General features: G+C 50.8%; 12 protein-coding genes and 1 riboswitch. All 12 genes read left to right on the top strand.

Annotated elements, in window-relative coordinates; all coding sequences use genetic code 11:
• The first annotated feature begins 2 nt into the window (after positions 1 to 2).
• The 12 genes from ACOZB4_RS23645 to ACOZB4_RS23590 all read left to right on the top strand — a co-directional run bounded on the left by ACOZB4_RS23645 (position 3) and on the right by ACOZB4_RS23590 (position 21,322).
• Positions 3 to 1,847: a sensor histidine kinase gene (locus ACOZB4_RS23645; protein ID WP_379414551.1), complete on the top strand. Its 1,845-nt coding sequence runs from the start codon at positions 3 to 5 to the stop codon at positions 1,845 to 1,847.
• Positions 1,819 to 3,348: a response regulator gene (locus ACOZB4_RS23640; protein ID WP_379414552.1), complete on the top strand. Its 1,530-nt coding sequence runs from the start codon at positions 1,819 to 1,821 to the stop codon at positions 3,346 to 3,348. Before ACOZB4_RS23645 ends, ACOZB4_RS23640 begins: the two co-directional genes overlap by 29 nt.
• A gap of 126 nt (positions 3,349 to 3,474) precedes the next feature.
• On the top strand, positions 3,475 to 5,172 hold the full coding sequence (locus ACOZB4_RS23635) for an ABC transporter substrate-binding protein (RefSeq protein WP_379414553.1): 1,698 nt from the start codon (positions 3,475 to 3,477) through the stop codon (positions 5,170 to 5,172).
• Positions 5,173 to 5,254: 82 nt separating this feature from the next.
• Positions 5,255 to 6,220: an ABC transporter permease gene (locus tag ACOZB4_RS23630; protein WP_379414554.1), complete on the top strand. Its 966-nt coding sequence runs from the start codon at positions 5,255 to 5,257 to the stop codon at positions 6,218 to 6,220.
• Positions 6,221 to 6,222: 2 nt separating this feature from the next.
• Positions 6,223 to 7,182: a carbohydrate ABC transporter permease gene (locus tag ACOZB4_RS23625; protein ID WP_339292410.1), complete on the top strand. Its 960-nt coding sequence runs from the start codon at positions 6,223 to 6,225 to the stop codon at positions 7,180 to 7,182.
• 57 nt (positions 7,183 to 7,239) lie between these two features.
• Positions 7,240 to 11,673 (top strand): endo-1,4-beta-xylanase, encoded by a 4,434-nt coding sequence (locus ACOZB4_RS23620; protein ID WP_379414555.1) that lies wholly within the window; start codon positions 7,240 to 7,242, stop codon positions 11,671 to 11,673.
• A gap of 273 nt (positions 11,674 to 11,946) precedes the next feature.
• Positions 11,947 to 12,954, top strand: a complete 1,008-nt coding sequence (locus ACOZB4_RS23615; protein ID WP_379414560.1) for an AAA family ATPase — start codon at positions 11,947 to 11,949, stop codon at positions 12,952 to 12,954.
• Complete coding sequence (locus ACOZB4_RS23610; protein ID WP_379414556.1) at positions 12,951 to 14,258, top strand: DUF58 domain-containing protein; 1,308 nt, start codon at positions 12,951 to 12,953, stop codon at positions 14,256 to 14,258. The genes ACOZB4_RS23615 and ACOZB4_RS23610 overlap by 4 nt, the downstream gene beginning before the upstream one ends.
• Positions 14,230 to 16,554, top strand: a complete 2,325-nt coding sequence (locus ACOZB4_RS23605) for a transglutaminase domain-containing protein (protein WP_379414557.1) — start codon at positions 14,230 to 14,232, stop codon at positions 16,552 to 16,554. The genes ACOZB4_RS23610 and ACOZB4_RS23605 overlap by 29 nt, the downstream gene beginning before the upstream one ends.
• A gap of 78 nt (positions 16,555 to 16,632) precedes the next feature.
• Positions 16,633 to 18,171 carry a glutamine-hydrolyzing GMP synthase gene (guaA, locus tag ACOZB4_RS23600; RefSeq protein ID WP_076325868.1) on the top strand — a complete coding sequence of 513 codons (1,539 nt, stop codon included), beginning with the start codon at positions 16,633 to 16,635 and terminating at the stop codon, positions 18,169 to 18,171.
• 253 nt (positions 18,172 to 18,424) lie between these two features.
• On the top strand, positions 18,425 to 19,363 hold the full coding sequence (locus ACOZB4_RS23595; protein ID WP_379414558.1) for an NADP-dependent oxidoreductase: 939 nt from the start codon (positions 18,425 to 18,427) through the stop codon (positions 19,361 to 19,363).
• Positions 19,364 to 19,640: 277 nt separating this feature from the next.
• Positions 19,641 to 19,739: riboswitch (purine riboswitch) on the top strand.
• A 212-nt stretch (positions 19,740 to 19,951) separates the two neighbouring features.
• Complete coding sequence (locus tag ACOZB4_RS23590) at positions 19,952 to 21,322, top strand: NCS2 family permease (RefSeq protein ID WP_213647789.1); 1,371 nt, start codon at positions 19,952 to 19,954, stop codon at positions 21,320 to 21,322.
• The last annotated feature ends 736 nt before the right edge of the window (positions 21,323 to 22,058 follow it).

Raw genomic sequence — 22,058 nt, 5'->3', positions numbered from 1 at the left:
TCATGAAGAGGATGTTCAGGCTGGGGAATTTCGTGAACGATATTCCGTTGAAAACTAAATTTTTTCTTATTTTTGTCGTTGGGGTACTGCTGCCTATTCTGGTGGTCAACCTCATCTTTATGGATCGGATGTCGGAGCTGATTCGAGAGAGAGAGGAGCAGAACCTCGATATCTCGATGGAGCGGGCTAGGAAGGATATCCATAATTTCATCGACGGTGGGGTCGCTGTAAGTCATGCGCTGAGCACAGATAAGACCCTTTACGAAATGCTCGACCGTGAATATGAGTCCCAGTTGGACTTCTACGAGACCTTTGATGAGCAGCTCCGGAACCGGGTAACCAGCTACATACCGGTTAACAACCAGATTCAGCGAATTAGCATCTTTACCGAAAATTCCACCATTGTGTCCGGCGGCAATTATCATGTGATCGACGATAACGTGCTTGAGAGCGACTGGTATGCGTTGTGGAAGAGTTCGGCCCATCCTGTGCTGGTGGCGGCATATAGGGCTATGGAGGCAAACAACTCGGCTTCGACGGTTCCATATTTAAGCGTCATTGAGAAGATGGATTATTTTGATAGCTATGCTACCTATGAGAAGCTGCTTCGCATCGACATCGACCTGAGCAAGATCTATGACGTCATAGTGCGGGAACGCGATTACCTGGATATGTATTTGGTCAACGAGAACAATGAGATTATTATGTCGGCAAGCAGCGGTTATGAAAGAGGGAAGTACAGCGCATATTCGAAGTTTGATCTGGGGCAATACGATGAAGAGGATCGGCATGTGTTCTCGATCGGAACAGCCAGGTACGTGAAGGGATGGAAGCTGATCGGCATCAACCGGGGCAGCCGGATCACGAGCGCCATGCTGGATATGCAGCTGTTTACCTTCGTATTGGCAGCGGTTGTTACGCTGGTTGCGGCGGTCTTTATTACCGTTATGCTCCGGTCCTACAATTACCGGGTGAAGCGTTTGTCCCGTCATATGCAGAAGGTGAGCAACGAGAAATTCGACTTGATTGAACTGGACGAAGGCCGGGACGAGATCGGCGGACTCATCCGGAATTTTAATCAGATGACAACGAAGATGAACTCCCTGATCAACAATGTGTACAAGCTGGAGATTCAGAAGAAGAGCCTGGAGATGGAGCGGGTTCGGGCTGAATTAAACTTTTTGCAGAGCCAGATGAATCCCCATTTCCTGTTCAATACCCTGAATGCGATATTGGTGGTCTGCACGAAGAACCGTTACATGGAAGTGACGGATATTATCAAAAGCTTGTCCAAGCTGCTTCGCAGACTGCTGAGCTGGAGAGAGGATCTGGTCTCCGTGGAGGAGGAATTCAGATTTATCGAAATGTATCTCAAAATCGAAAAATTCCGCTTTCGGGATAAATTCGAATATCAATTCAACATCAATTTGGAAGCGCTTCATTATAAAATTCCGAAAATGAGCATTCAGCCGCTCGTTGAGAATGCATGCAAATATGGTCTGCAGGCGATGGATGGAGCCGGGTTGGTGACCATAAGCGCTTCGGTTGCCCACGACTACCTTCGCATCGTTATAACGGATAACGGTAAGGGAATCGAGCAAAGCAAGCTACGGGACATTATTCTCTCGGTCCGTAACGAGCAGTTCTCGGGCAACAGCTTCGGCATTCGAAACGTATATCGGCGGCTGGAGCTGTACTACGACGATCATGTCATTTTCAACATTGCCAGCACGCCGAATCAAGGGACAACCGTTTCCTTCGAGATTCCGATCCGGCTGCTGGAGCTTCGGGAACATGAAGGCGGAGGGGAGGAGAACCATGCCATTCAAAGTGTTGTTGATCGATGACGAACCGGGTGCGCTGGAAGGGCTGGCGCTGTGGATCGATTGGGAACGCCTGGGGTTTAGCGTCTGCGGAACTGCCGGCAACGGAGTGGAAGGCTTGAAGATGATTCATGGGCTTGTGCCGGATTTGGTCATTACCGATGTGAAGATGCCGCTAATGGATGGACTTCATATGATTGAAACCTGGCAGCAGCATCACCATGACAGCGGCGTGAAGTTTGCCATTATGAGCGGCTACAGTGAATTTGAATATGCAAGGAAGGCATTGCGGCATGGCATCCATCACTATATGCTGAAGCCTATTATCGCAGAGGAAGCCGAGGAGGAGCTCGGCAAGATTCATGCAGAGCTCATGCAGGAGCACCGCAGATTAAGCCTGAGCGTGATTGCTAAGAGGGAAGAGGATGTTTCGCTGATCAAGCAATCACTCCTGGAGATGCCGCTTCGGGCTAGCGGCCTGTCGAAGCTTCAGGTTATATCCTCCGCCCATCAAGAGTGGAACGTATGTCTGATCCAGGCCGAGTCTGCCTTGTTTCCTGACGTCAGGGAAGTCGCCCGCTTGTCCGCCCAAGCGAATTCGGAGTATGTCATCGATCTGGAACCGAACCGGCTTGGTTTGGTGTACGGCTATTCTCCTGACAAAGGGATCGTGCCCTCGGGCACGATCCGCGTGCTGCTCCGCCGTTTTGAAGGTCAACGGGTGCTTATGGGTGAAGGAGAAGGGAGGCCTTCTCTGATGTTGATCCATCATTCCTACGGGACCGCCAAGGAGGCTGTCGAGCATACATTTTATGATACGGATAATGGACGGGTTATATCTTATCTGGAGGCACGGGATCGGCCGTTTCGTTATCATTACCCCACAAGTCTGTTGGATGAGGTCATCAGGTCCGTGGAGCTCCTCAGCAAGGATGATTTCCGTGAGGCTACCATATTGGCGGCATCCAGACTTCGGGAGCAGCGAATTGCACCAGTCATCGTGAAGAAAATGGTCATCCATGTTCTATACAAGATCAAGAGCCTGGTGAGAGAGACTGGAGGCGGGGAAGATCATATCCTGTCAGCTAAAAATAATATAACCGAGTTAACAGACGGGACGACCCATTTGGACGATTGGTTCAGGGAGCTGATACGCTGCGGGGAAGCAAGCATCGAGCTTCTTCTCAAGGAGCAGGCCCGGCAATCGCAAGGCGTAATCCAGGAGATTAACGATTTTATTCGGCTGCACTACCGCGAGAATCTGACGATTAAGCGATTGGCGGAGCTTTTTTATCTGCACCCCGTCTATCTCGGCCAACTGCTGATGCGTAAAAATGGGATCGGCTTCAACGAACTTATACATAATTTGCGGATCGAGGAAGCGGTCGCGCTGCTGAAACAGAACAAGCTGAAGAACAGTGAGATCGCCGAAAGGGTCGGCTACAGCCATTACAATCAATTCCTTAAGCATTTCGAAAAAAGATGGGGCATGGCACCGAATGAATTCAAGAACAGGATGTTCTAAAGTTTTTAAGGTTAATGCTTTAATTATAGTATAGTCCGCCTTTGAAAGCGCTTTTACAATATAGATAGGTTACACGCAGAGGCATTTTAACCAACGGTGTAACCACATTATGACGGAGGTGCTTTTATGGGGGGAAAGACAAAATCATGGCTTCGGCTCAGCACGGTGTTGCTGTTGTCGCTTAGCATCGTCCTTACGGGCTGCGGGGGCGGAAACGGGAATAACGGGGCCAAGCCGGAACCAAAGGACTCCGCTGAACAAACAACACCCGGGACGGACGGGAATAAGGTCGAACCATTTGAGGTGAGCGTTTTTATTGGGGAGGCTGGGCAGCAGCCGACACCGGATAACAAAATCTATAAGAAAATCAAGGATGAACTCGGCGCCACCTTTAACTTTGAGTTTCTGGCCGGCGATATCAATCAGAAACTGGGCGTTATGATTGCCGGTTCTGATTATCCGGATATGATGACCGGAAATACGAAGCTTACAGCGGCAGGCGCTTATATTCCGCTGGAAGATCTGATTGAAGAGCATGCTCCCAACTTGAAAAAGCATTATGAAGACTACTGGAACATGATGAAGGACCCGAATGACGGACATATCTATATTCTTCCGAATTATGGCGTGTTCAACGGCAAGCTGAACAGCACATGGTATTCGGGTCCGGCATTCTGGATTCAGAAGGCCGTGCTGGAGGAGTTCGGATATCCGAAGGTAAAGACGCTGGACCAATATTTTGATTTGATCGCCAAATATAGAGAGAAATATCCGACGATTGACGGCAGCCCGACGATCGGGTTCGAGATCCTGAATTATGACTGGAGAAACTGGGGGCTGTTCAATGCGCCGCAGCATCTGATCGGACATCCGAACGATGGCGGCGTCGTCGTTAAGAATGGCGCTGCCGAGGTGTTTGCCAACAAGGATTATGCTAAGCAGTACTACCAGAAACTGAACGAGATGAATGCGCAGGGCCTGATTGATAAAGAGACCTTCGTGCAGAACTATGACCAGTATCTGGCCAAGCTGTCCAGTGGGACGGTGCTGGGGATGTTCGACCAGCACTGGAACTTCCAAAACGCAGAGAATTCCCTGATTACGCAGGGCAAGGATGAAAGAACGTATGTAGGCCTTCCGCTGGTCTACGACGAGAGCATCAAGGATCACTACCGCGACCGGGGGCCGCTGAACCTGAACAATGGCTTCGGCATCAGCGTGAATGCCAAGGATCCGGTCAAAATCTTGAAGCTGCTCGACGCCTTGATTATGGAGGATTGGCAGAAAGTATTGAGCTGGGGAATCGAAGGCGAGGATTACATCGTGAATGAGGAAGGCCGCTTTATGAAAACGCAGGAGCAGCGTGATGCGTTTACAGACGGGACCTGGAAATTGGCGAACAAAGCGGATGCCTTCTTCGGCTTCGCGCCGAAAATCGAAGGAAGCTTCAGTGACGGCAACGCCACGGATGCGGCGGCTCAGCCTGAGGAGTATAAAGCCGGCCTGAAGGAATACGACAAGAAGTTCCTGGAAGCTTACGGCTTTGACAGCTACGTGGACTTCTTCAGCGAGCCGCCGGAGAATGAGGTGGCCTACCCGGCATGGACCATCGATTTGGTTGAAGGATCCGACGCGAAGGTGGTCAATACGAAGTTGAATGACCTGTCTACCAAATACCTGCCGAAGGCCATCCTGGCTAAACCGGCTGATTTTGAATCGGCATGGAGCGAGTATACGGCCGAAATCGGAAAGATCAACATCAAAGCCTATGAAGATCGAATTAACGAACAGATCCAATGGAGAATCGACAATTGGAGCAAATAACCGGTTGAAGATCAGAGGGTGGAAGGCGAGCTATTGGCCTTCCACTTTCTAAAATTAAGGTTGGTGGGGAGAGCAGCTTGAAATGGATGAGACCTTAGCGAAAAAAAGAGCCATGCGAAATCCCAAGAGGGGGAAGAAACAGCCCATCACATGGACCCTCATCAAAAATCAGAAGCAGCTGATCATGATGTCGGTCCCGTTGATGCTGTACATTATCCTGTTTGCCTACGTTCCCGTATGGGGCTGGACGATGGCTTTCCAGGATTACAAGCCGGCCAGGGACTTCGGGCAACAGACGTGGGTGGGGATGAAACACTTCAAGTTCCTGTTTACGGACGACAATTTCCTGCGCGTGCTGCGCAATACGGTAGGTATGAGTTTGATCAATCTTGTGCTTGGGTTTGTTACCGCCATTATTTTGGCGCTCCTGTTGAACGAAATCAAGAAAGTATTCTGGAAAAGAACCGTCCAGACCATTTCGTATCTGCCCCATTTCTTGTCCTGGATTATCGTAACAGGCATCGTGGCTACCTCACTGGCCTCGGATGGGATCATCAATGATCTGTTGATGAAGCTGCAGATCATCCAGGAGCCAATTCTTTGGTTGAGCGAAGGCAAATATTTCTGGGGCATCGTCGGGAGCTCCCATGTTTGGAAAGAGGTGGGCTGGAACACGATCATCTACTTGGCTGCCATTGCCTCCATTGATCCGGCGCTCTACGAAGCCGCCGAAATTGACGGGGCCAGCCGCTATCGCAAGATGCTCCATGTGACACTGCCCGGCATCAAGGCAACCATCGTGATCCTGCTGATTATGTCCATCGGACACATCCTTGAAGCCGGATTCGAAGTGCAGTATCTGCTTGGCAACGGGCTTGTGGTGGATTGGGCGGAGACGATCGATATCTTCGTACTGAAGTATGGAATTGCGCAAGGGAACTACTCGATGGCAACGGCCGGCGGGATCTTCAAGACGGTGGTCAGCGTCACTATGCTGCTGCTTGCCAACTGGACCGCAAAGCGGCTTGGGGAAGAGAGGTTGTTATAGACATGGGAAATCAGCAGCTCAGCCCGCCAAATGCGGCAAACGCTCCCGTGAAGAAAGATATCGTCAGAACGCGCGTGGAGCCGGTTCTGTTTAATACGTTTAACACCGTATTTATGGTCTTCCTCGTGATCGTGACGCTGTACCCGTTCCTGAACACGATTGCGGTGTCGTTCAACGCGGGGAACGATACGATCCGCGGCGGAATCTACCTGCTCCCGAGAGAGTGGACATTGCAAAATTACAAGGCAGTATTCGCTTCGGGAACGATTTATGACGCATTCTGGATCACGGTCGCTAGAACCGTGCTCTCCACCGTATTGAATATCTTCCTGACGACGATGCTGGCTTACACGTTAAGCCGGCGCGAATACGCCTTCCGCAAGCCGATTACGCTTGTATTTGTGTTAACGATGTACTTTAACGCCGGTTTGATCCCGGGTTATTTCCTCATCAAGGATCTGAATTTGCTTAACAGCTTCTGGGTATACATCCTGCCGTCCATGGTAAGTGCCTTCAACCTGATTGTGATCCGAACCTATATCGGCACCCTTCCCGAAAGCCTGGTCGAATCCGCAAGAATCGATGGCGCGGGGGATTTCAAAATCTTCATGCAAATCATCTTCCCGCTGTGCAAGCCGGTGCTTGCCACGATCGCGCTATTTGTTGCAGTAGGCGCATGGAACACATGGTTTGACGCGTTCCTGTATACGTCGTCCACGCAGAAGCTGAGCACGCTGCAGTATGAGCTCATGAAGCTGCTGTCGTCGAGCATGAATTCCAACAGCAATCCGAATGTGGCCGCTGGAGCAGGCATGACCCAGGATTCTGCCGCCGCCATGGTAACGCCGTTGTCCATACGGGCGGCCGTAACGGTCGTGGCTTCTGTACCCATTCTGGTGGTGTATCCGTTTTTGCAGAAATATTTCGTTGTTGGTTTGAACGTGGGCAGCGTCAAAGAATAACCAAGAATTCGATAAAAGACAGACTAAATATGCAACGAATGAGGAGGTAAGCATTCCGTGTCTAAGAGAACCATCATTAGGAAGATCAGCCTGATGCTGATCGCGTCCCTGCTGCTCATTCCGCCCAGCTGGAGTGTGGCGGCAGTTGAACCGGCCCATACGCCCGCTGATCAGAATCTGGTGATTCACCATCATTTTGATGGCGGGACGGAGGGGTGGTTTAAGCGAGGGACGGAGACGGTGACTTCCGCGACCTATGCCTATGAAGGGACAGGGAGTTTATTGACGGAGGGAAGGACGGAGACCTGGAACGGACCTGGGTTTAATCTAGCCGCCACGAATCGGATGGACAAGGGAGCTACCTATGAAATTTCCGCATTTGTCCATCTGAAGGAGGGTACCCAAGGGTCTCAGAAGCTTCAGCTTGCCATGCAGCAAACCGGAGCTGAGCCGGAATACGTGAACTTCAGCAGTCCGGTCGATGCAACTGCCGACGGGTGGGTAGAGGTGAAAGGCCATTATAAATACGATGCTAACGCTTCAGCCCTACAGGTTTATCTGCAAAGCCCGAGCAGTCCGGACGCTGCTTATTATATGGACGAATTCAAGGTTCGGTTGATTGAGCCGGCACCAGACCCGGGGAATGAGGTACCGGGCGGAGAGAATACGGTCGTATGGGATTTTGAAGACGGAACGACGATGGATTGGGGACCACGCGATTCGGAGACCGTAGAAGCTGTGCCAGAAGCTGCCCATAGCGGCGGCTACGGATTAAAGGTCCATGATCGGACAAACAACTGGAACGGACCTAGCCGAGACGTGAAAGGCATCATGGTGAGCCAAAAAACGTATACGATCTCAGCCTATGCGAGGCTTGAGCAGGCGCCTGCCGCTCCGGTCAAAATATCGCTTTCGATGGAGAACAAAGCGGCGGGCGCAGCGGACACATCCTATACGACCCTCGCCTCAGCCTCGGCGAGCGGCACGGAGTGGGTGGAGCTGAAAGGAACCTTCGGCTTCAGTTTGGATATGGAAACATTGAAGCTGTATATGGAAACCTCGGATCTTTCCAATTTCTATATCGATGACATTAAGATAGCACTGCCGGGCTCCATTCAGACGGATATTCCCGCACTGAAGGATGTGTACCAAGAGTATTTCGAGATCGGGGCAGCCGTTGAACCCAAGCATCTGTCCGGCGTGCACAAGGAGCTTCTCGATTACCATTACAATTCGCTTGTTGCCGAGAACGTGATGAAACCGGAATCTCTTAGTCCGAGCGAAGGAACCTATAACTTTACCAATGCGGATCTGATCAGGGATTATGCCAGGGATCATGGCATGAACCTCCGGTTCCATACGCTGCTGTGGCACCAGCAAGGAGCCGAATGGATGCTGAAGGATGATCAGGGCCATTATCTCGATGCCACGCCGGAGAATAAAGCGCTTGTCCTTCAACGGCTGGAAGCTTACATCCATGAAGTGGTCGGTCGTTACAAGGATGACGCCCGGGATTGGGACGTCGTGAATGAGGTCATTGACGAAGGGCGTCCGGATGGCATGCGAGACAGCCAGTGGTACCGGATGACGGGGCTGGATTATATTCGTACGGCATTTTACGCGGCCCGTGATGCAGCCGGTCCCGAGGCCAAGCTCTACATCAACGATTACAGCACGCACAATCCGAAGAAGCGTGATTACCTGCTGAAGCTTGTGAAACAGTTGAAGGCGGAAGGCGTTCCGATCGATGGCCTGGGCCATCAAACGCACATCAATATAAGCGGGCCGTCCATCCAGCAAATCTCGGATTCCATCCGGATGTTCGGCGAGGCGGGCTTTGACAATCAGCTTACCGAGCTGGACGTTTCGGTGTACACGAACAATACCGACGTCTACCAGACCGTTCCTCAGGAATTGCTCGACAAGCAAGGCTATCGATACAAAGAGCTGTTTGAAGAATTGAAGCGGCTGGACCAAATGGGCGCTCATGCAGGCGTAGAGGGGGGCTGGATCAGCAATGTCACCCTTTGGGGGATTGCAGACGACCATACCTGGCTGCATGATCGTCCCGCGGGGACGGGCCGCCAGGATGCCCCGTTTCCTTTTGACAAGCAATATCAGGCCAAACCTGCTTATTGGGGAATGGTCGATCCTTCCCGATTAACAATCGTGAGAAAGACCGGAACGGCTATTGAAGGTACAGCAGTCATCGACGGACAACCGGATTTTGCATGGAATCTGGTTCCGGCACTTAAGACGGATCAGCTAGGATCGTTATCTGCTGAATTTAAGACATTATGGGACAAGGAGCATATGTATGTCAGGGTTGACGTGAAGGACGGATCGATATCTCCGGGAGATCAGGTTGACATCTTCGCTGTGGTGAACGGTACCCTGCAAAAAGCCCGGATTCAGCGTGGAGCCGCCAACACGGCAGAGACCGCTGGAGGTTACGCAGGGGAAGCGCTGCTTCCGCTTAACGGAAAAGGATCGCTGGGCGGCAACATTTATTTCGATATCAGAGTAACGGATTCCGGTACGGATGACGGCTCCGAGCATGGCAAGAATGGGGCGATGGTGTCCTGGAGCGATCCAAGGCATGCCCAGGAGAGCGATCAGACCGGACTCGGCATTCTTACGCTCGCTGCCGCGCCGAAATCGGCCCAGGCCCGCTATGGCACCCCGAAGGTTGACGGCGAGCTCGATGGTATCTGGAAGGATGCCGGGGAACTGGCAACAAACGTGTGGGTCGAGGGAATCAGCGGCGCGACCGCTACATTCCGGACTCTGTGGGATGAGAATCACCTGTACGTTTATGCCGTCATTAGCGACAGCTTGTTATCGGATGCGAGTTCCAACGTATGGGAGCAGGATTCGGTAGAGATTTTTGTGGATCAGAATAATGGAAAGACGGATGTTTACGAAGAAGATGATGGACAGTACCGGATAAACTTTAACAATGTGCGTTCCTTTGGCGGTCATGCGGGCGAGGATAACTTTACATCCGCAGCGAAGGTAATCGACGGGGGATATGTCGTTGAAGCAGCGATCGGCCTGGATAAGATTAAACCGCAGAAAGGGACTGTGATCGGGTTCGATTTTCAGGTGAACAACGATGAAGACGGCCAAGGTACAAGAGACAGCGTGGCCATATGGTCGGATCCGACCGGCCAATCCTATCAGAACACGACCAGATTCGGCGTGCTGGAATTTACGAAGAGCTCCGCTCCCGGCGGAGGAGATGGAAGCGGCGGCGAACATAACAGCGGCGGTAACGTAGGAAGCGGTGGAACTGCGGGCGGTGGCGGAAGCAGTACGAGTCCAGCTCCAAGCACGCCTTCACTCGAAATCCGGAACCATGACGGGCGGATCACGGTTGGAGTCTCGAGCCTAATGCTTCAGCAGGCATTGGAAAGGGCAGTGGCTGGAACGGACGGAACGAAGCGGACGCTTGTAGACGTTCCGGTGCAGAAAGGAGCCCAGTCCTATGATATTCAGCTGGCGGGTAAGTGGCTACTGGGGAATCCGCAGGCAGTTCTCGTAGTCCAAACGGAGTTTGGTACGCTGGAAATGCCAAGCGTGTTGATTCAGGGGACCGGTGTAACGGATACGGAAACCGTAACGCTGCGTCTGGAGAAAGCGTCGGGCGGCAGCCTGGATGCGGCCCTTCGCGAGAAGATCGGCGATCGTCCGGTGTTCCGGGTAGAGGTTCTTGCTGGCGAGCGGGCTTTGTCCTGGAAACAGGGCACGCCTCGTCTCATCTGGTCGGTGCCTTATTCCCCAACCAAGGAAGAGTTTGCACGACCGAATCATATCATAGTTTGGAATATCGACTCTAACGGACGCGGGGTTCCGCTTTCCAACAGCCGATATAATTCCGCAGATGGGATCGTTCGTGCTGTGCTGCCGCATGGAGGCACGTTTGCAGTCGCTTCCGCGTTCAAGACTTTTCATGACCTGAAGCATGTGCCATGGGCGATCGATGCGATCGAAATGATGGTATCTCGCGGGATCATTCAAGGTGAGACCGAAACGAGATTCAATCCGTTGAACCCGATTACTCGAGCCGAGTTCCTCGTTATACTCGTACGCGCGTTGGAGCTGGAGGGCTCGGGCGAAGGCCGGGCAGCGTTCGGAGATGTTTCGTCTTCGGCATATTATTACGAAGACGTGCAGATTGCCGCAGAGCTTGGGCTGGCCCAAGGTGTCGGAGGAAACCGTTTCTTGCCGGACACGCCAATGAAACGCCAGGACATGATGGTGATGACGCAGCGTGCTCTGGAGGCAGCCGGCAAGAAGCTGGAAGGACAGGGGTCTCTGGATTCTTTTGCTGATGGGGATCAGGTTGCCGAGTATGCCAAATCGAGTGCAGCGGCGCTTGCAGGTTCGGGCATCGTGAGCGGCATGAACGGCAGCATTGTGCCTAAGGCGTACTTTACGCGTGCTCAGGCTGCGGTGATCCTTGACCGGATTTGGAATTGGAATGATTAAAGCTGTGAATCGTTAATATGATGATCGGACGTGAACGATGAAAGTCAGCATGTAAGTAGAATGAATTGGAGGCCAGCCGTGAGCAACGGGCTGGCCTTTTTCGTGTAGATTCTGATCAGGCTATGTGGACCGTACGCTATAAATCATGGAGGAAAGGCCAATCCTTTTCTAGCAAATGACGTCTATCTTCTTGCTTTCTTGGAAAACCTATTCATAGATTCAAGATTCCAAGTTACCGCTATCTAATAATCTATGAATATAGGTTGGAGGTTGATGTTCTTGTTTAGTTCATCCGTTCATGCTGAAGAAGCAAATCATCCGGAGTGGGCACCTGAGCTTCTGGGGAGGGTTACCAAACGGATCGGGAGTGTCATTGTCGGACATGAGGAGCAAATCTCGTTAACGATGATTGCCTTACTGGCTGGAGGTCATGTGCTGCTGGAGGACGTGCCGGGAGTCGGGAAGACCATGCTGGTGAAGTCGGTGGCTGCGTTAATCGGCTGTGATTTCAGCCGCATTCAGTTTACGTATGATTTAATGCCAGGTGATATTACAGGGGCGTCGGTCTATTATCCGCATACGGGAGAATTTGTATTTAGGCCCGGACCCGTGATGTCTAATATTGTGCTGGCCGATGAAATTAACCGGGCATCGCCACGGGCACAATCCGCGCTGCTGGAGGCGATGGAAGAGGGGCGCGTTACTGTGGACGGCCATACGTATCCGCTGCCGGCCCCCTTCTTCCTGCTGGCAACGCAAAATCCCTATGAATATGAAGGGACAAGCCGTCTGCCGGAGGCGCAGCTGGATCGCTTTTTGATGAGATTATCGCTGGGATATCCCAATATAGAAGGCGAATTGGAGCTGCTGGAGCGGGGGATGGGCAGTTCCAGACTGGACGATCTAAAGCCCCTTATGATGGGATCTGAGCTCATCCGGATGCAGCAGATGGTTTCCCGTGTATTTGTGGATGACACCATAAAACGTTACATGGTCAGTGTGGCCGATGCTTCCCGAAAACAGCAGGGCGTGACCCTGGGGATTAGCCCGAGAGGGACATTGGCGTGGCTTCGCGCTTCACAGGCGGCTGCGTTTCTGACAGGACGAATGTATGTCATCCCGGATGACTGCCTGCGTGTTGCCGTACCGGTGCTGACCCACCGGATTCATCTGTCTCATGAGGCACGCGCTGCCGGCGTAACTTCTTATGAAATGGTGGAGTCCATCATTACGAGGTTTGATCTGCCGCGCCAGCGAAGCCGCAAGGGAAATCCGTCATGAGACGCCGTCTGCTGGAATGGTCGAGAGGAGTGGCCATCTGGTCCGTTTCGTTGGGCCTTTATGTTTGGTTAGGCGGGGAATCGCTGCGGCTTGTATGGTGGGCATCCACGATTCTATTGCTTGGCGGGGCTTTAACGAGCTTGCTGGGCCCAAACCGAATCACCATATCACATACAAGCTTTCCTTCGTGCATACAGGCTGGTGATTCTGCTCAGATGACGGTTCAAGTAACTTATCGTTCCCTTCTGCCCGTGCCGTGGCTTATCATAACCGACCGGATCGGCAGCAGGGAGTATCGCAAGCTGCTGTTCCCGGGCTTGAAGCGAAGGCTCGAGTATACCTACAGACTGAACCAGGTTCCCCGCGGAGTCTGGTCTTCGATCTATAGCGAGGTGGAATGGGGCGATATGTTCGGCTGGTTCAGGACAAGCCGGAGTGTGGAAAGCGATACAGCCGGCATGATCGTGCTGCCAAGGCCCTCCGCGTGGCCGGAGGCCCAGGTGCACATGCATGGAAGCGATATGGACATGGAAGATGAACGGGTACGCTTCAAGGTTTGGAATGAAATGAGAGGATCGGGCGTGCGCGACTATGTTCCCGGTGATCCTATGAACCGGATTCATTGGAAGAATTCCGCGAAGCTCGGACGCCTGCAATCCTTCATGCCGCATGAGGGTTATGGATCAAGACAGGGGGTTGTCCTGGATACATCGCTCCAAGGGTATGCAGGCCTTGGAGCCTTGAAACCGGAGGATGCATTTGAAGCCGCAGTATCTGCGGCAGCAGGATTTGTATCTCGGCTCATCCGCTACAAAGTTCCCTATCAACTATGTATGGATGGGGATGGGATGGAGGATCGGCGAATCGAATACAAGGGAGTGTTCAAGGCGCACCAGGATACGTTAGTACCGTTTGCCTCCGTTCAGCTAACCGGGAAAGATCCTTTACGGAACCGAAGTTTCGAGAAGTCTCTATCTCCCTCGCAAAAGAATACAGATTGGGCGATTATCACAGGTGTTTTTCATCAGGGAGCGGCTGTTGCAGCGATCAACCTGCTGAATGCTGGAAGCAGAAAGGTTACCATCTTCTGTACGCAAAGTGTAAAGCGCTTGAAACCGGCTGGAAATTCAAGCTCATGGGTTAGTCCAAATAGTCCAATGGAGAATCAGGCGAAGCCAGAATGGGCACGAGAGTTCTTCAGCAAAGGCGGGAGACTGGTTTATTTGCATGAACAGCCGACAGAAGGGAAGCCAATGCAGATAGGAGGTGCCGGCCATGATCGAACCGGAAAGCTCGCCCGTTAGGGAAGGAGGCCATCGGAAGACCAGTATATCCGGAGCCCATAGTGTACCCCATATTTTCGTCTCCCGATTGTCGCACGGAACGCTTCTTCATCGCATATTGATTACTCTGCCGGTTATGGGACTGCTGTCTGAGTGGCTCTTGCCACTTCGGGATGCAGGGGACATGGGCGGCCATCTTATGCTGCAAACCTTATTCATCTGGGCTTTATTCTTGCTGCTTCAAGGATTGTTTACGCTGCGGGGCTGGGTATGGCTGCCGCTGAACGCCGTTCTGGTGGTCTGGCTGTGTGCCCGATTGTTTGAATATAGCGATCCGCTGGCATGGTTATCCGATTATGCTTCGGCTATACTTCCGGGTGACGTTTCGATATTCGGAAATGTGTGGGAGTTTACTGCCTTAAGCCAGGAAACGAGAACGATCATCCTGCTTGTCGGCTGGGCTATCATGGTATCCGCGGTCCATATGCTGGCTTTGTATCGCCGAACCGTGTGGTTGTTTGGCGGTTCGACGCTGGTTTATTTAGCAGTGCTCGAATCCGCCATGGAGGAGAGCATATACCGTGATATGCTGCGGGCTGTATTGTATATTTTGCTGGCCCAGGGCATGATGCTGATTCTTAAGCTGAAGCAGGAAACCGTTGAGGCAACCCATAGGGGAGCGGACATCCCTGAGCCTGTTCGATCTGGCCGCTTGTCTGGGCTGCCTGTGCTTCGCTGGAGTCTGGTGGTGGTGCTTGCTTCCTGTCTAATCGCCGGAATGACCCGAGTGGGAGGAGCTTTTAGCGAGCCTTCGGCGGGTATGGGATTAACGATATCCGAAATGGCGGAACGTATGACGGGATGGGGGGATCGGCTCTGGAGAAACGCGGAACCGTCGATTCCTGCCTCTCAGGTTGCCGGATATACTTCCCAGGGAAAAGATTTAGGGGGTCCGCTGACGCTGAGTGATGCGTTGTATTTTACCGCCCAATCGCCTGAACCGACTTATTGGCGGGGGGATACGTATAACCGGTATGACGGACGGAAGTGGGATGCAGATCCTTCCATCCGCAAGCCCGTCAAACTATCCGAAGACTTGAGCGGCATCCTGCCGTATTGGGAGCGTCCTTCTGGAGAGACGATCGTTCAGTCGCTGACTTTTGAACAAGATACCCCCGTGCAATCTTTGTTGTCCGGAGGTATTATTACCCGCGTAAAGGAGATGCATTTCTCCAAAGAGAGAGGTACACCGAGGCTTGCCGTTGACAGTCTGTCCGAAACGGTGTCCCTGCAAGGCGATAGGGCGGTATCCGGTTATACGATAGAAACAGTATATAGTCAGCCGGAGGAGCAGTCGCTCCGCAGTGCAACTAACAACGATCCCGAATATATGAAGGAGATGTACCTGCAGCTTCCTGAGGAGCTGCCCCTCATGGTGAGGGATTTAGCGCAGAAGATCACATTGGACGCTGAGAACAGGTATGAAAAGGCAAAAGCTATCGAATCCTATTTGGAGAAGAACTATACGTATACGCTGCAAACATCCGTGCCACCGGAGGGCCGGGATTTTACGCATCACTTTTTGTTTGATACGAAGGAAGGGTACTGCGTTCATTTTGCTACGACAATGACCGTCCTGCTCCGATCTGAAGGCATTCCCGCACGCTACGTGACCGGATTTGCACCGGGTGAGCGGGTAGCAGGTACGGTTGATCGTTATGAGGTGGCCCAAAAGAATGCGCATGCATGGGTTGAGGTTTTTTTTCCGGGACAAGGCTGGGTGATATTTGATCCGACCCCAGGCTTTGGCATCGAGCAGATATCCACTCCTCCGATTGCCGGTGATTTTGGTTCTGCCGGGCTTAAGTACTGGAACAGCATGTGGAATTCCATGCTTTACGGCGTCGTTAAAGTACTCTTTTTGATAGCCGCCATCAGTCCTGTGATGTTTGGGGGCGTTCTACTATTGATTCTTCCCATCCTTGTGGCAGTTGTTTATCAAATGCCGACCGTGCGCCAAAGCTTGGCCTTCATGAGGATGGCCAGAACGATAGCGATAAGCAGGCGGGAGGGGCTCGTATCGGCCTCGGTGTGGGTTTGGGACAAGCTCCAGCGAAGATTTGGAGATGTGGAAAGAGGGCAGACCATGCGTCAATACGTCAATGCTTTGTCGATTGCCGATGTCGAATTCAGGGCGGAGCTGGAGCAGTTTGCGCAGCGCTGGGAGCGGGCGGCATACTATGATAAACCGTGGTCCCGTACCGAAAAAGTACTCTTTTTACGCCAATGTATTAGAATTGTCAAAAAACTGGCATGAAAACAAAAGGCCCTCTTTCTTGACGGTATGAATTCGGGTTGCGTATAATTAATTTCATTAATCAAGGGAGGCCCGGTAATGAATAAGCCTAATGAAATCATCGTCGTTTTGGACTTCGGTGGACAGTACAACCAACTTATAGCACGACGCATTCGCGATCTTGGCGTTTATAGTGAGCTTCTGCCATACAACACGCCCGCTGAGAAAATCAAAGAACTTTCCCCGCGCGGCATTGTTTTCTCAGGAGGTCCTTCCAGCGTGTATTCCGAGAATGCACCGCATGTGGACCCAGCCATCTATGATCTGGGACTGCCGATTTTCGGCATTTGTTACGGCATGCAGCTGATGGCTCAACAACTGGACGGAAAAGTAGAACGTGCTTCGAAACGCGAATACGGTAAAGCCGAATTGGAATTTGCTCCAAACTCGACGCTTGTCAAAGGGATTGAGCAAAAACAAACCGTGTGGATGAGTCATGGTGATCATGTGGTATCGCTGCCTACCGGCTTTAAGCTGGATGCAGGAACGGAATCCGCTCCGATCGCTGCGATGAGTAACGAGGATAAGAAGCTGTACGGCGTGCAGTTCCATCCGGAAGTTCGTCACTCCGTCCATGGTAATGAAATGATCAAGAATTTCTTGTACGAAGTGTGTGGTTGTGAAGGCAACTGGAGCATGGAGACTTTTATCGAGGACCAGGTTCGCGAAATCCGCGAAGTTGTCGGCGAGCAAAAAGTGCTGTGCGCGCTGAGCGGCGGCGTTGATTCCTCCGTTGTGGCCATGTTGATTCACAAGGCAATCGGTGATCAGCTGACATGCATGTTCATCGATCATGGACTGCTGCGCAAAGGCGAGGCTGAGAGTGTTATGGAAACCTTCGTTGGCAAGTTTGATATGAAGGTTGTTAAGATTGACGCTCAGGAACGCTTCTTGTCCAAGCTGAGAGGCGTAGACGATCCGGAGAAAAAACGGAAAATCATCGGCAACGAGTTCATCTACGTATTCGATGAGGAGTCCAGCAAGTTTGATGATTTTGCATTCTTGGCACAAGGCACGCTGTATACCGATATCGTGGAGAGTGGTACGGACACGGCGCATACGATCAAATCCCACCACAATGTCGGTGGGCTGCCTGAAGACATGAAATTCACGCTGATCGAGCCGTTGAAAGCTCTCTTTAAGGATGAGGTTCGTAAAGTCGGCGAGGAGCTTGGTTTGCCGGATGAGATCGTTCACCGTCAACCTTTCCCTGGCCCGGGTCTTGCGATCCGCGTACTGGGTGAAGTAACGGAGGACAAGCTGCAAATCGTTCGTGATTCCGACTACATCCTGCGCGAAGAAATCGCGAAAGCGGGACTGGATCGCGAGATCTGGCAGTATTTCACGGCGCTTCCGAACATGAAGAGTGTCGGCGTAATGGGTGATGCACGTACGTATTCCTACACCGTAGGTATCCGTGCCGTTACCTCCATTGACGGCATGACAGCGGACTGGGCGCGTATCCCATGGGATGTGCTGGAGAAAATCTCCGTCCGCATCGTGAACGAAGTCGAGAACGTCAACCGTATCGTGTATGACGTGACGTCCAAACCGCCAGCAACGATCGAGTGGGAGTAGTTTATTTTCTGCTGTACTAAAACAAAAGCCTTCAATCCAACATCTGTGGGATTGAAGGCTTTTTTATGTGTGGTTGTACCACACGAACTTTTTCCTGTAATCAATAGACGGATAGATGCCCATGGTTTTATTGTATGCATCTTTTGTGTAATAAGATCAATAATACGTAAAGGTGCAAAAGTTAGGTGCGAGCGTTTAGGAGGTTGAGCCAAGTCCTAAAAGGAAGTTGAACCAAGACGGAGGAGGAAAAAGAATGAAAGCTATCGTCATTGATCGATATGGGGGCAAGGAAGAACTACAGGAAAGAGAAGTACCTACCCCTACACCACAAGCTCATCAGGTCTTAGTTAAGGTGGCCGCCACCTCGATAAATCCAATTGACTGGAAGCTCCGTGAAGGCTATTTAAAACAAATGATGGATTGGGAGTTCCCGATTATTTTAGGTTGGGATGTTGCCGGGACAATTTCAGAAATTGGGCACGAGGTAACGGATTGGAAATTGGGAGACGAAGTGTTTGCCCGTCCGGAAACGACTCGTTTTGGCACTTATGCCGAATATACTTTGGTGGATGAACACCTGCTGGCGCGTAAGCCTGCTGCTATTTCATGGGAGGAAGCCGCATCCGTTCCGCTCGCAGGGCTGACTGCTTGGCAGGCGCTTTTTACACATGGTGAACTGACCAAAGGAGAGAAGATATTGATCCACGCAGGCGCAGGCGGTGTTGGGATGTTCGCTATCCAGTTTGCCAAACAAGCGGGAGCCTACGTTATTACGACCGCTAGTGAGCGTAATCATGAACTGCTGGCTTCACTTGGAGCTGATCAGATTATTGACTATCGCACGACCCCATTTCAAGATGTATTATCGGATGTGGATGTTGTGTTCGATACGATGGGCGGTGACGTTCAGAAGAACAGCTTTAAAGTGTTGAAAAAACACACCGGGCGAATCATATCGATTGTCAGCGATTTTGATGAGGAGTTGGTAAGAGAATACGACGTAACTGCCAAAAATATATGGCTGGATCCCAATGGTCAGCAGCTTCAGGAAATAGCAGATCTGTTGGAGCAAAAAAAAGTAAGATCGGTAGTGGGAGCTACGTTTCCTTTTTCGCAAAAAGGGCTCTACGATGCCCAGGCATTAAGTGAAACCCACCATGCTGTCGGTAAAATAGCAATAAGTTTCTCCTGAGGAGCACACGATCCCAATTTCCCCTGCGTGGGAAACAATCCGGTTTCGACTGCTTCTGCTACCATCGAGTGAAACACCTCCCGAACGGTTTTCAGTGATCATGTGCGCAATATTCCATGATGTATTTTGTCGTATGTAGTTCAGTTGTCCTAGAATCAATAGGTGGCGAAGCATCAATTTCCGAACATTTCTTTAAATTGACAAGTATAATATTCGCTTTTGTTGTTGACAAGATTGGGCTTCTCGTCCTAGAATATGTGTAGAAACTGACATGACAACTACAAATAACGAGCTTTTTCGTATAATCCTGGGAATGGGCCCGGGAGTCTCTACAGGTCACCGTAATGATCTCGCTACGAAAAGAAGAGCGGCAATATAATGATGCGGACTCGTCCAGCATTCGAGATATCGGCCTGTTTATGGAGCGCCGCTCCATAAAGCAGCAGCCGGTTATTCGATAAGGATGCTGCCTGGCAGCATGCGAATGATTATTTTGCGGCTCTTTTTTCAAGCGATGGCCCTGGGGATTTATCCTTAGGGTCTTTTTGTATGTTGTCGGTCATTAATTTTAAGGGGGATATCTCTACAATGGAGCGTTTCTTTAAACTAAAGGAACACGGAACAAATGTAAGAACCGAGATTATCGCAGGCTTGACGACATTTATGACCATGGCTTACATCCTGCTGGTCAACAATCTGTTCCTGGGTCCTGATGGCGCAGGTATTCCGCAGGAAGGCGTATTTTTCGCTACTGCAGTAGGTGCCGGCCTTGTGACGATGGCGATGGGCTTCTTCGTTAACATTCCGGTTGCGTTGGCACCAGGTATGGGTTTGAACGCATATTTCATGACAGTTGTATTAAGCTCGAACGGAGCGATTACTTGGCAGGCCGCACTCGGTGCAGTATTCATCTCCGGTATTGTCTTCATTATTCTTACGGTTACCAAAGTCCGCCAAATGCTGCTGACTGCGGTTCCAAACAATTTAAAGATTGCCATTACGGTCGGTATCGGTTTGTTCATTACCATCGTTGGTCTTAAGCTAGGCAACATCGTGACGGCTTCCATTAACCCAGGAACGGATATTACTCATCCGGTACCAGGCGGTGCCTTCAATCTTGGTCTTGGGAATTTCATTCAGAACAAAGATACGCTGCTTGCGATAATCGGGCTGTTCCTGATCGCCATCCTGATGGTTCTCAAATTGAAGGGCGCCTTGCTTATCGGTATCGTGCTGACAACGCTGATTGGTATTCCAATGGGAGTAACCGATCTGTCAGGTCTGAGTACTGCAAGCTGGATTCCTTCATTTGATAATCTGGCTGTCGGTCAGATGGACTTGAAGGGCGCGCTTGGCATGGGTCTTCTAGAAGTTATTTTCATCTTTACATTCGTTGAACTGTTCGATACGTTCGGTACATTGGTTGGTACCGCAGGCCGTGCGGGACTCCTGAAGAACAAAGAGGAAGGCGAGAAGAAGCTTGGTAAAGCGATGCTCGTGGATGCCGGCGGCGTAAGCGCGGGCGCATTCCTTGGAACAAGTACAATCACTGCTTTCGTAGAAAGTACCTCCGGTGTTGCAGAGGGTGGACGTACAGGTTTGACTGCGGTTACTACTGGCGTACTCTTTATTCTGGCATTGTTCTTAGCTCCGATTGCTCTGGTTGTTCCTTCGGCTGCTACAGCTCCAGCGCTTGTCATTGTCGGTGTACTGATGATGAGTCAGGTACGCGATATCGAGTGGGATGACTTCATGCAGGCGTTCCCGGCATTCTTGACCATCATCCTGATGCCTTTCACTGGCGGTATCGCAAACGGTATCTCTGCCGGTATCATTGCTTATGTGATTCTTGCAGTATTCGGCAAGCTGACTGGACGTACAGACACCAAGGTGCACTGGCTAATGTGGATCCTGTTTGTGATCATTTTGATCCGGTACGCTTTCCTCGGTGCCGAATAGTTTCGGAATTCTATTCTAATGAACAATTAAAGCGAAGGCTTCGGGTATCTATCCGGGGCTTTCGCTTTTTTTATGTCTACAAATGCATGAACGGCTTTTTACTAAGATAACAGGATGTTGGAAAGCTGAGGGCTAAGTTGGTCATATTATTATAGAAGGGTTCCGTCATCGAGTAGACATGTCATCAAGAGCAGGAGCGAAAAAGGGTTCTGTTTCTTTTCTATTTCATTATGGGACTGTAATTGACATCTGCTCATTACGCACACATGTGTATATCCGATAAGAATGTGGCTTTTATTGTAGGAGTGTCACAGCCTATACTATATTTAGTGGTCCTTATATTAGATAGAGAGCAATTCTATGAAAAAAACTTTTGAAAAAGACTTGCATTCTAGTTCCACCCATGGTATATTATATTTCCGGCCAAGAAATACGGTCGAAACAATCGCTTGGGTCAACAAGCCAAAATGAATTTGAAAAATAAATTCAAAAAAAGCTTGCGATGATCGAGCGGATGTGATAAGATATAAGAGTTGCTAACGAGATAAAATGTTGGCGACGAACGAAGAAGTTGATCTTTGAAAACTGAACAACGAGTGAGTAAAACGAACCACTTAGGTGGAACGTTGAAATAGAGAATTGAACAAATTCTCGTCAGTTAAGAAATGAGCAAGTCAAACTTTATTGGAGAGTTTGATCCTGGCTCAGGACGAACGCTGGCGGCGTGCCTAATACA

Origin of the sequence: Paenibacillus sp. NPDC058898 (assembly GCF_049316025.1) — a bacterium.
In the GTDB taxonomy this organism is placed as follows: domain Bacteria; phylum Bacillota; class Bacilli; order Paenibacillales; family Paenibacillaceae; genus Paenibacillus_AQ.
The sequence above is the reverse complement of the archived record's forward strand: the minus strand, read 5'-3'. Positions and strand labels throughout refer to the sequence as shown.